This window comes from Herbiconiux dendrobii (genome assembly GCF_052048175.1).
Lineage (GTDB): Bacteria > Actinomycetota > Actinomycetes > Actinomycetales > Microbacteriaceae > Herbiconiux.
Genome location: NZ_JBLZQV010000009.1, coordinates 100,771 through 110,858 on the forward strand (window position 1 = coordinate 100,771; position 10,088 = coordinate 110,858).

The following is a 10,088-nucleotide window of genomic DNA, read 5'->3' on the forward strand; positions in this document are numbered from 1 at the left end:
AGACCGGGCTCAGATATAGATGGCGGGGTCGAGGTAGAAGGCGGGGTCGGTGAGGGAGGCCTCGGGGGCCGAGGCACCGGGAGCGGCGGCGGAGACGTCGCGGGCCGGGATGCCGACCAGCACCGAGCCGGGTGCGGCGTCCTTCACGACCACCGCGCCGGCACCGACGCTGGAGTCGGCGCCGATCCGCACCGGGCCGAGGACGGTGGCCCCCGCCCCCACGACGACGCGGTCGCCGAGCGTAGGATGCCGCTTCTCGCGTTTGGTGCTGCGGCCGCCGAGGGTGACCCCGTGGTAGAGCATCACGTCGTCGCCGATCACGGCGGTCTCACCGATCACCACACCCATCCCGTGGTCGATGAAGAGGCGGCGGCCGATCCGGGCCCCCGGGTGGATCTCGACGCCCGTCAGAAATCGCGCCCACTGCGAGAGCAGTCGCGCCGGCAGCCGCAGCCCGGGGCTCCGCCACCACCGGTGCGCCACGCGGTACGCCCACACGGCGTGCACGCCGGGGTAGCCGAGCACCACCTCGAGCGCACTGCGCGCCGCCGGGTCGTGCGACCGCGCGGCCGCCACATCTTCCCGAAGGCGCGCCCCGACCCGCGCGAGCACGCTCACGCGCGAACCGTTCGCGCTACGCGCATCCGTCGACCCGTCACTTCGTGCCGCCATTCCGCGTTCTGAGCGGGACGAACTGACGGCTCGGGGAATGCTGCACCGGCCCGCTCAGTCGGCGAGGCCGGCCCAGAGGGGCGTGGAGATGTAGCGCTCGCCCAGGTCGCAGACCACGGCGACCACGGTCTTGCCGGCGTTCTCGGGGCGCTTGGCGACCTCGAGGGCGGCCCACATGATGGCGCCCGACGAGATGCCCGCCATGATGCCCTCCTCGCTGGCCAGTGCCCGCGCCACATCGAGCGAGTCGTCGAGGGTCACGTCGATGATCTCGTCGTAGACCTCGCGGTCGAGGATGGGCGGCACGATGTTGGCGCCGATGCCCTGGATCTTGTGCGGCCCGGCCACACCCTGGGTGAGCAGCGGCGAGTCCAGCGGCTCGACGCCGACGATCTGCACGCCCGGCTTCCGCTCCTTCAGCACCTGGCCGACACCGGTGATGGTGCCGCCGGTGCCGATGCCGGCCACGAAGATGTCGACCGCGCCGTCGGTGTCGGCCCAGATCTCCTCGGCCGTGGTGGCGCGGTGGACGGCCGGGTTCGCCTCGTTCTCGAACTGGCGGGCCAGGATCGCGTTCGGGGTGGAGTCGACGATCTCCTGCGCCTTCGCGAGAGCGCCCTTGATGCCCTCGGGCCCGGGGGTGAGCACGAGCTCGGCGCCGTAGGCGCGCATGACGACGCGGCGCTCGGCCGAGGCGGTCTCGGGCATTGTGAGGATGACCTTGTAGCCGCGGGCGGCGCCCACCATGGCGAGCGCGATGCCGGTGTTGCCGCTGGTGCCCTCGACCACGGTTCCGCCGGGCTTCAGCGCGCCCGACTTCTCGGCCGCGTCGATGATGGCCACGCCGATGCGGTCTTTCACGCTGTTGGCGGGGTTGTAGAACTCGAGCTTGCCGAGCACGGTGGCGTCGACGCCCTCGGCGAGGCGGTTGATGCGCACGAGCGGGGTGCGCCCGACGAGTTCGGTGACGTCGTTGTAGATGCGAGCGGGCATGGTGGGTGCTGCTTTCTGCGAGCGGACGGGATCGTGGAGCGTCGCCCACAACTCTAGTTCTCGCATCCGGTGCCCCGCCGAAAATGACGAAGCGCCCGGGGAACCCTCTGTTCGGGGTTCCGCGGGCGCCGCGTCGATGCTGCTCGCCGGGGATCAGCTGCAGGTGTAGGTGACGCCGTTCACCTCGTGGATGCCCGGGCCCAGGTCGGCGCACTGACCGGCCAGGGCGAGCACGCCCGCGACGGCGACGATCGTGATGATGATGCCGACCACCGTCAGCAGCGCGCCCACGATGATGCCGGCGGTCGCGATGCCGTTGGGCACCCCCGCCTTCTTGGACTGCACCTTGGCCACGATGCTGATGATGAGGCCGATCAGCGGCGCGATGATGGCGAGGATCAGGCCCACGATGCCGAGGGTCTTGCCCGGCTGCGAGGCCGGGGCGGCGTTGTAGCCACCGGGGCTGACCGGCGGGGCGGCCTGGTACTGCGGGGCGGCCGGGGCCGGCGGAACGGGCTGCTGGGGAGGGACGGGAGGCTGGTTCTCGTCGGTCATGGTGCTGTTCCCTTTCGCTATGGGTCTGTCGATCCGCTCTGGATACTCCAAGGTGCTTCGAAGGGTACCGCGATGAAGCCGCGGCGGCTCGGGTTTGTGCGGCGGGTGGGCAGACACGTCGGCACGGTAGCCTGGTCCCTTCGCCTGGTCCGACCACCCGCTAGGAGCCCCCTGTGTCTGCTGTCCGCCCGCTCTCCGGCACCCGCATCGACCTCGAGCACGGGTCGTACCGCGCCTCCATCGCGGGCCTGGGCGCCAGCCTGCGCGTGCTGCAGTTCGAGGGCCGCGATCTGGTGCTGCCCTACGGCGTGAACGAGCTGCGCCCCGCCTACAGCGGCGCCACCCTCGCCCCCTGGCCCAACCGGGTGACCGACGGCCGCTACCGCTTCGCCGGCGTCGAGCAGCAGCTGCCCCTCAGCGAACCGGCTCGCGGGCACGCCCTGCACGGGCTCGCCCTCTGGCTCGCGTTCACCGTCGCCGAGCGCACCGTCGACGCGGTGACCCTCACCGCCACCGTGCAGGCGCAGGCGGGCTACCCGCACCGCCTCGACCTCGAGGTCTCCTACCGGCTCGACGACGAGGGACTGCACCAGAGCGTCACCGCCACGAACGCCGGCGACGACGCGGCCCCCTTCGGCACCGGGCCGCATCCGTACCTCGTGGGCGGCCCCGGTCGCGTCGACGACTGGGTATTCGAGCTGCCCGCATCCGAGGTTCTGACGGTGACCCCGGATCGGCTGATCCCGCGGGAGCTCGTGTCGGTCGAGGCCGTCGCGGATGCGGCGGCCGGCCGGGCGGGGGCGTTCGACTTCCGCGAAGCCCGCGCGATCGGCACGACCGCGATCGATCACGCCTTCACCGGAATCGCGCGCGACGGAGGGGGCGTCGCCACGGTCACGCTCACCGCGGCCGACGGATCCGGGGTCGCCATGCGCTTCGGCCAGTCGTGCCCGTGGATCCAGGTCTGCACCGCCGACGCCCCGCTCGATGCCGAGGCGCACCGCCGCGGACTCGCGGTCGAGCCGATGACCTGCCCGCCGGACGCCTTCAACTCGGGCACCGACCTGCTGGTGATCGAGCCGGGCGTTTCGGCGACGGCATCCTGGAGCATCGCGGCCCTGACCGCCTAGAGGACGGTACCGCAGGGCCGCAGGGCCGCCGGCCCGGCGTCAGGCCGCCGGGCGCTCCGCCGCGAGGTCGTCGGCGTCGGGGAGGCTCGCGCGCTGGTACGCCCGGTGGTGCCGCGGGATGAACACGGTCAGCAGCGCGCCGAGCACCGCGGCGGCAGCCGAGATGATGAACGTGATCTGGAACCCGCCCGCGCTCGGGGTGGTGACCCCGTTCGAGGTGACCAGGCTGGCCGAGAGCACCACGCCGAGCACGGCGCTGGCCACGGTCGATCCGAGCGAGCGCATCACCGAGTTGAGGCCGTTGGAGGAGGCCGTCTCGGTGGCCGGCACCGCCGCCATGATGAGCGTCGGCATCGAGGAGTAGGCGAATCCGACGCCCAGGCCCACCACGGTGGCCACCAGGATCATGTGCCAGATCTCGGTCATGAAGAACAGGCCACCCACGTACGCCACGGCGATGATCGCGAGGCCGAGCAGCAGGCTCACGCGAGCCCCTCTGGCCCGGATGAGGCGCGCGGCCACCGGGGACATCGCCCACATCACCAGGCCGCTGGGCATCAGGCAGAGACTGGCGACCAGCATGGTCTGGCCGAGGCCGACACCGGTTCCCACGGGCGCCTCGAGCAACTGCGGCAGCGCCACGGTGCTGGCGAAGAACGCGAAGCCCACCATCACCGAGGCGAGGTTCGTGAGCAGGACGGTGCGCCGGGCGGCGACCCGGAGGTCGACCAGCGGGCTCTCGGTGCGCAGCTCGAACACGCCCCACAGCACCAGCACCACCACGCCGGCGGCGAGCACGCCGAGGGTGACCGGGCTGCCCCAGCCCCAGGTTCCGCCCTTCGAGACGGCCAGCAGGATGCCCGTGAGCCCCACCGCGAGACCGGCCGCTCCGAGGAAGTCGAAGCGGCCCTCGCTACGCAGCGTGCTCACCGGGATCAGCCGCCACACCAGCACCAGGGCGACCACGGCCAGCAGGCCCGACACGATGAAGAGGAAGTGCCAGTCGAGGTACTGCGAGATCACGGCCGCCAGCGGCAGGCCCACGGCACCGCCGACGCCGAGCGTCGCGCTCACCAGGGCGATCGCGCCGCCGAGACGGTCGCGGTGCAGCACGTCGCGCAGGATGCTGATGCCCAGCGGGATCACGCCGATGCCGACGCCCTGCAGGGCCCGGCCCACGATCAGGAGCAGCAGCGAGTTCGCGAACAGGGCGACGAGCGAGCCGAGCACCACGAGCCCGAGGACGATCAGCATGATGCGGCGCTTGCCGTAGAGGTCGCCGAGGCGCCCGGTGATCGGCGTCGCCACCGAGGCGGCGAGCAGGGTGACCGTCACGGCCCACTGCGAGTCTTCGGGGGTGACGCCCAGGATGCCGGGCAGCGAGGGCACCAGCGGGGTGAGCAGGGTCATCATGAACGCGGCCACGAGGCCGGTGAAGGCGAGGGCGAACACGACGGCCCGCGAATTCACGGGCTGCTGCAGGCGGGCGCGCTCGGCATCCGTCAGCCAGGATCCGCCGGTGTCGCCGGGCGTGCCGGGCGCACCGGGTGCGGCGATGGCGCCGGTGTCGGTGCGGTCGTCGAATCTGGTCACGGGATTCCCTTCGGGGAGCGATGCGGGAGGCGACGCTGCGGCCCGGCGGGGCAGCAAAATAATTGCCCCTGGTGAACTACTTTACTCGGGGTGTCAACCGGGCGAGCGGAGCGGTTATTCCGATCGGCCCGATAATGAATGCATGCGCACGGAGCGGGGATTCGATCGGCTGGTCAACTTCAGCGACGCGGTGGTGGCGATCGCGATCACGCTGCTGATCCTGCCGCTGGTCGACACGGCCACCGAGCTCGACGGGATGACCCTCTCGGAGCTGTTCGCGAAAGACGGCCAGAAGCTGCTGGTGTTCGTGATCAGCTTCGTGGTGATCGGCCGGTTCTGGCTGGCCCACCACCGCATCTACGAGCGCATCGTCAGCTACAACATGACCCTGATCTGGGTGAACCTGTTCTGGCTGCTCACCATCGTCTTCCTCCCCTTCCCCACCGAGCTGATCGCGACGACCGGATCGGCCAACTCCGCCACCACCCTGCTGTATGTCGGCACGATGCTGGCCACGAGCGTCTCGAGCGCCGCCCAGCAGTGGGTGATCGTGCGCAGCCCGGAGCTGCAGGCGCCGGAAGTGCGCGGCACGCTCACCGTGCTGCCCAGCCTCGCGACCTCGGTGATGATGCTCATCGTGCTGCTCGTGGCGTTGGCGCTGCCCGACCTGGGTCTGATGCCGCTGCTGCTGCTCCTGCTCACCGGCCCGGTGCAGGCCGTGCTCAACCGGGTGCAGAAGCGGCGCACGCTCAGAGCCGATCGTGCTCGGCCGACGCCCGCGGAATGAGCGGAACCGCCACCACCGGGCACAGCGCCACCGCCGCGAAGGCCAGCGGAAAGCCGAGTACCCCGATCAGCGCCCCGACCACCGGGCCCACCGCCGAGGCCGCCACGAACTGAGCCGTGTTCTGGGCGCCGAGCGCGCGGCCGGCCCACGCCGATCCGGCCACCTCGGCCACCGAGGTGAAGGCGAGCCCGTTGTCGGCCACCACCACGCTCGTGGCGATCACGAACAGCACGCCGGCGGCGATCAGGGCGGCGAGGGCGGGGCCTGCGGATGCCGGCGCCGCGGCATCCGGAACCACTCCCGTCGTCGCATCCGGAACCGCGCCGGTCGCCCGCAGAACGGCATCGAGCCCGGCGAGCAGCAGCATCACCGCGGCGGCCGCCACCGCCACCCAGGCGAGCGGGCGCACCCGGCTGCCGACGCGGTCGCTCAGCACGCCCACGCCGATGCGGCCGATCGCCCCGACGAACTGGGCGACACCCACCAGCACGCCGGCGATCAGCGGGTCCATGCCGATCTCGGCGATCAGCCAGACCAGACCGAAGGTCGACAGGGTGAACTGCGGCACCACCAGCAACACCGAGACGGCGTGGATGCGCCAGAGGAATCCGCTCGCCCGATAGGGATTGGCGGCACGGGCCGCGTCGGGTGTGGCCGCCCGCGACGCCCGCGGAGCACGCGGCGGGTTGCGGATGCCGATCGCGCAGGCCACCGCGAACACCGCCGTGAGCCCGGCCGGCACGGCCAGGGCGGCGCCGACCCCGACGCCGGAGGCGAGCTGCGGAACGCACAGCGCGGCGATCGTCACCCCGAGCGGCTGCGCCATCTGACGGATGCCCATCGCAAGGCCCCGGCGGTCTTTCGGGAACCAGCCCACCACCACCCGGCCGCTGGCCGCGTTCGTGCTGGCCGAGGCCGCGCCGCCGAGCAGGAAGAACAGCCCCAGCGCCACGTACCCCTGCGCCTGGACGGCCGCGAGGGCGGCCGCGGCGGTCAGCGCGAGCCCGCCGGCGATCACCCAGCGCTCGCCGATGCGGTCGGCGAGCGCGCCCCAGGCGATGAGGGTCAGCACCATGCCGATGGTGGGCGTGGAGGCCAGCAGGCCGGCCTCGGCGAGGCTCAGGCCGCGCTCCGTGTGCAGCAGGGGGATGAGGAAGGCGGGGGCGCTCACGAACACCGTGCCCGAGATCTGGGCGCCGAGGCCGAGGCCGAGCGCCGTCCAGGCGCGGGCGGCGTGCGGCATGGGCTCGCGCGGCGGCTTCGGGCCGCGGCGGGCCTGCGTTGTCGAGGTGGTCATGGGCCGCCTCCTTCCGGTACGATGACGGTACACCAATTTGGTATCCCAAATCGAACCGAGGGAGTCGCGATGCCGAGCGCCGTGCCGTCACAGGCATCCGGACTCTTCGAACGGATGAGGGCCGCCATCCTGACCCTCGAGCTCGCGCCCGGCGAGCGCCTCACCGAGCGCGGGCTGGAGGCCGCGTTCGCGGGATCGCGCACGCCGGTGCGGGCCGCTCTGATGCGGCTCGAGAACGAGGGGCTGGTGCTGCGCGAGGGGCACGCAGGTCGTGGGTGGGTGGTGGCGCCGATCGACGTGGCCGAGATCCGGTCGCTGGCCGAGCTGCGCGAGGCGGTGGAGTCGATGGCCGTGCGGCTGGCCGTGGAGCGGGCCGCGGATGCCGATCTCGACGCCGTGGCCGAGCTGCTGACGGCGGGTGGACCGGCCGCCGACGAAGACGAGGGACTGCGTGCCGGCAGCGACTTCCACGTGGAGCTGGCGATGCTCTCCGGCAACCCGCTGCTGGCGGATGCGGTGCGCGGGGCGATGACCCGGCTGGCCCGCACCCGCTGGCTCGAGGTGCGCACGGCCGCGTCGCGGGCGCAGGCGCGCGACGAGCACCAGGCGATCGTCGACGCCCTCCGGTCGCGCGATGCCGACCGCGCCGCCGCCCTCGTGGCGGCGCACATCCGCGACACGAACGAGCGCCTCGTGCACTTCCTCACCGCCGAGCGCCGCCGCCTGCGCGGTCACGGCCTCACGATCGTCGACGGCGCTCCCACCCGCCCCACGAGCCCCACCCGCGCGAGCTGAGCATCCTCGCCCCTCTTCGTGACCCGTTTGGTCGCGATTTTGTGCGTTCCTTCGACCCTGAAGGCACTTTTTTGCGACCGAACGGATGCTCCGGGCTGCGGCGCGCGGGTCGGAAGGATGAGGGTCAGCGGGTCCGGGGTCAGCGGGTGCGGAGTCAGCGGGTGCGGAGTCAGCGGGTGGAGGACTCCACGGCGCGGAGGAAGGCCACGGCCTCGTCTTTGAAGACGCGGGAGGTGACCGCGGTGATGTGGTCGCGGCCGGGCAGGGGCACGAAGGAGGCATGCCCGATGCGGGAGGCGAGCTGCTCGATGGGCACGGCGAGCTCGTCGTCGGTGCCGGCCGCGAAGAGCAGCGGCTGCGACGGGATGCGCGCGAGCGGCCGGAACCCGTGCCGCTGCTGCGCCGCGGCCACGCGCAGCAGCGCGTGCGGGTCGTTGCCCGGCACGCCCGCCGCCATCCGCACATAGCGCGCCGTGGCATCCGGGGCTCGGGGGGCGGGAGCACGCTCCCCACTCGGCAGCGGGCGCGCATCCGGAGCCCGGTGCGCTATGCCAGGCGCGGCGGCACGCTCCTGGGCCGTCACCGGGCGCGCATCCGGAGTCGGCTCGGGCGCCGACTCGGCCTGCGGCGTCGTCAGCAGCGCGCGGGCCCGGTCGAAGTCGAAGCCGGCGAACGAACCCGTCACGGGTGCGCCGCCCAGCACGAGCGAGCGCACGCGCTCCGGATGCCGCAGTGCGAGATCCCAGGCGAGGCGCGCGCCGAGCGAGTAGCCGATGACGTGCGCGCTCGCGATCGAGGCGTCGTCGAGCACGGCGACGAGGTCGTCGCGGAAGCGGCTCGGCGTGTAGGCGGCCAGCGTGCGCGGCCGCGCGCTCTCGCCGTGGCCGCGCAGGTCGAGGGCCACGCCCGAGAAGCCGGCCTCCGTGAGCGGCCCCGCCCAGCGCGCACGCATCCAGTTCGCACTGCGGTTCGAGGCGAAGCCGTGCACGAGCAGCACGGCCGGATCGGCGGCGTCGCCGAACCTCTCGTACGCGATCCGCACGCCCCCGGACTCGACCTCACTCACGCCACGAGCCTAGACGGCCGCCGCGCGCCCGCCCCGTGCCGTGAGTCGCCGGAGACCGCGGCGACCGATAATGGTCGGATGAGCACACCCGACGCGGCCGGACCCACCATCACGCCGACCGCCGGCGCCACCCGCTCTTCTACCGGAACCGCCGCAGCCGCACCGGTGCGCTGCCCCTGCCTGAGCGGCGAGACCTACGCCGAGTGCTGCGCCCCGTACCACCGCGGCGAGGCCGACGCCCCCACGGCCGAACGCCTGATGCGCTCGCGTTACTCGGCCTTCGCGGTGGGCGACCCGGCCTACCTGCTCGCCACGTGGCATCCGCAGACCCGGCCCGACGCCGCCGACTTCGTGCTGGACGACGGCATCCGCTGGTACCGCCTCGACATCGTCGCCCGCTCGGGCGGCGGCGTGCTCGACACCGAGGGGGAGGTGGAGTTCGTCGCGCACTACAAGCCGCGCCCGGCTGCCGCTGCGAGTCCGGCTCAAGCGGGAGCGGATGCGGATGGCGTGGGCCCCGCGCAGCCCGCGCCGGCCGCCGGGCAGCAGCACGAGCGCAGCCGCTTCGTGCGCGAGGGCGGGCGCTGGTACTACCTCGACGCCATCTGAGGCGATGCTCCCCGGGACGCGCGTTGCGGATGCGGGGCCGCGGGGGTTGCGGATGCGCCGATCGGGCGCACGATGGGAGTCGGAGCGACGACGCACGACGATCGGAGGCGCGCATGACCCATCCCCGCGACATGGACCCCAACCGCGACGAGTACGAGTACCCCGACGACGGGGATCTGCGGACCGGTGCCGACGAGCATCCCGACAACCCGCACCCCGACGCCGACGGCGACGTGACGGCGGACGGTTCCGATGCCCGTGTAGCTACCGAAACGGACGACGCCGACGGCGCCGACGAACTCGAGCAGCCGGAAGCCGACAGCCCCGATGAGCTCGAGCAGCCTGACGCCTGACAGCACGCCCAAGCCTGACCAGCGCGCCCGAGCCTGACCAGCACGCCCGAGCCTGACCAGCGCGCCGACGTCCACCAGCGCGCCGAAGCTTGGTGACCGCACCGAGGCCTGGCCACCGGGCCGACACCCGATCGCCGGGCTCTCGAGCACACAGCTGTTAACGAAAAATCCCCCGCCACTCGATGGAGTGGCGGGGGATTTATATTGTGCGCCCTAAGGGATTCGAACCCCTGGCCTT

Annotated in this window: 11 protein-coding genes; 5 read left to right on the forward strand and 6 right to left on the reverse strand. The window is 72.5% G+C overall.

All coding sequences use genetic code 11. The features are described from left to right. Positions 1–9: 9 nt before the first annotated feature. The 3 genes from epsC to ACN4JJ_RS19810 form a co-directional block, all read right to left on the reverse strand. Positions 10–672: a serine O-acetyltransferase EpsC gene (epsC, locus tag ACN4JJ_RS19800; RefSeq protein WP_440711621.1), complete on the reverse strand. Its 663-nt coding sequence runs from the start codon at positions 670–672 to the stop codon at positions 10–12. 54 nt (positions 673–726) lie between these two features. Then, positions 727–1,665, reverse strand: coding sequence for a cysteine synthase A (cysK, locus tag ACN4JJ_RS19805; RefSeq protein WP_440711622.1), 939 nt, complete (start codon positions 1,663–1,665; stop codon positions 727–729). Positions 1,666–1,818: 153 nt separating this feature from the next. Next, positions 1,819–2,220: a DUF4190 domain-containing protein gene (locus tag ACN4JJ_RS19810; protein WP_440711623.1), complete on the reverse strand. Its 402-nt coding sequence runs from the start codon at positions 2,218–2,220 to the stop codon at positions 1,819–1,821. A gap of 173 nt (positions 2,221–2,393) precedes the next feature. Here ACN4JJ_RS19810 and ACN4JJ_RS19815 point away from each other — a divergent pair, with 173 nt between their 5' ends. Beyond that, entirely contained in the window at positions 2,394–3,350 is a 957-nt protein-coding gene (locus tag ACN4JJ_RS19815) for an aldose 1-epimerase family protein (RefSeq protein WP_440711624.1), read from the forward strand. A 39-nt stretch (positions 3,351–3,389) separates the two neighbouring features. On the opposite strand, the gene ACN4JJ_RS19820 is transcribed toward ACN4JJ_RS19815, so the two are convergent. Then, the gene (locus ACN4JJ_RS19820) at positions 3,390–4,943 is read right to left on the reverse strand and encodes an MFS transporter (protein WP_440711625.1); all 1,554 of its coding nucleotides are present in this window, start codon (positions 4,941–4,943) and stop codon (positions 3,390–3,392) included. 142 nt (positions 4,944–5,085) lie between these two features. Here ACN4JJ_RS19820 and ACN4JJ_RS19825 point away from each other — a divergent pair, with 142 nt between their 5' ends. After that, entirely contained in the window at positions 5,086–5,730 is a 645-nt protein-coding gene (locus ACN4JJ_RS19825) for a TMEM175 family protein (protein ID WP_440711626.1), read from the forward strand. Here ACN4JJ_RS19825 and ACN4JJ_RS19830 read toward each other — a convergent pair. Beyond that, entirely contained in the window at positions 5,693–6,973 is a 1,281-nt protein-coding gene (locus ACN4JJ_RS19830) for an MFS transporter (RefSeq protein WP_440711632.1), read from the reverse strand. The genes ACN4JJ_RS19825 and ACN4JJ_RS19830 overlap by 38 nt on opposite strands. Before the next feature lie 123 nt (positions 6,974–7,096). Between ACN4JJ_RS19830 and ACN4JJ_RS19835 the strand changes: the two genes are divergently transcribed. Then, entirely contained in the window at positions 7,097–7,822 is a 726-nt protein-coding gene (locus ACN4JJ_RS19835) for a GntR family transcriptional regulator (RefSeq protein ID WP_440711627.1), read from the forward strand. Between the two features lie 169 nt (positions 7,823–7,991). Here the strand turns inward: ACN4JJ_RS19835 and ACN4JJ_RS19840 are convergent, their stop codons facing one another. Then, positions 7,992–8,888 carry an alpha/beta fold hydrolase gene (locus ACN4JJ_RS19840; RefSeq protein ID WP_440711628.1) on the reverse strand — a complete coding sequence of 299 codons (897 nt, stop codon included), beginning with the start codon at positions 8,886–8,888 and terminating at the stop codon, positions 7,992–7,994. 78 nt (positions 8,889–8,966) lie between these two features. Here ACN4JJ_RS19840 and ACN4JJ_RS19845 point away from each other — a divergent pair, with 78 nt between their 5' ends. Both ACN4JJ_RS19845 and ACN4JJ_RS19850 read left to right on the forward strand, forming a co-directional pair. Beyond that, a complete protein-coding gene (locus ACN4JJ_RS19845; protein WP_440711629.1) occupies positions 8,967–9,497 on the forward strand; it encodes a YchJ family protein in 531 nt (176 codons plus the stop codon). 113 nt (positions 9,498–9,610) lie between these two features. After that, entirely contained in the window at positions 9,611–9,850 is a 240-nt protein-coding gene (locus ACN4JJ_RS19850) for a hypothetical protein (RefSeq protein WP_440711630.1), read from the forward strand. The last annotated feature ends 238 nt before the right edge of the window (positions 9,851–10,088 follow it).

What these genes read in the sequence shown, in the direction of transcription:
- epsC (WP_440711621.1), bottom strand. Translation starts at nt 672, where the DNA reads ATGGCGGCACGAAGTGACGGGTCGACGGATGCGCGTAGCGCGAACGGT.
- ACN4JJ_RS19830 (WP_440711632.1), bottom strand. Translation starts at nt 6,973, where the DNA reads ATGCCGCACGCCGCCCGCGCCTGGACGGCGCTCGGCCTCGGCCTCGGC.
- ACN4JJ_RS19825 (WP_440711626.1), top strand. Translation starts at nt 5,086, where the DNA reads ATGCGCACGGAGCGGGGATTCGATCGGCTGGTCAACTTCAGCGACGCG.
- ACN4JJ_RS19835 (WP_440711627.1), top strand. Translation starts at nt 7,097, where the DNA reads ATGCCGAGCGCCGTGCCGTCACAGGCATCCGGACTCTTCGAACGGATG.
- ACN4JJ_RS19810 (WP_440711623.1), bottom strand. Translation starts at nt 2,220, where the DNA reads ATGACCGACGAGAACCAGCCTCCCGTCCCTCCCCAGCAGCCCGTTCCG.
- cysK (WP_440711622.1), bottom strand. Translation starts at nt 1,665, where the DNA reads ATGCCCGCTCGCATCTACAACGACGTCACCGAACTCGTCGGGCGCACC.
- ACN4JJ_RS19845 (WP_440711629.1), top strand. Translation starts at nt 8,967, where the DNA reads ATGAGCACACCCGACGCGGCCGGACCCACCATCACGCCGACCGCCGGC.
- ACN4JJ_RS19850 (WP_440711630.1), top strand. Translation starts at nt 9,611, where the DNA reads ATGACCCATCCCCGCGACATGGACCCCAACCGCGACGAGTACGAGTAC.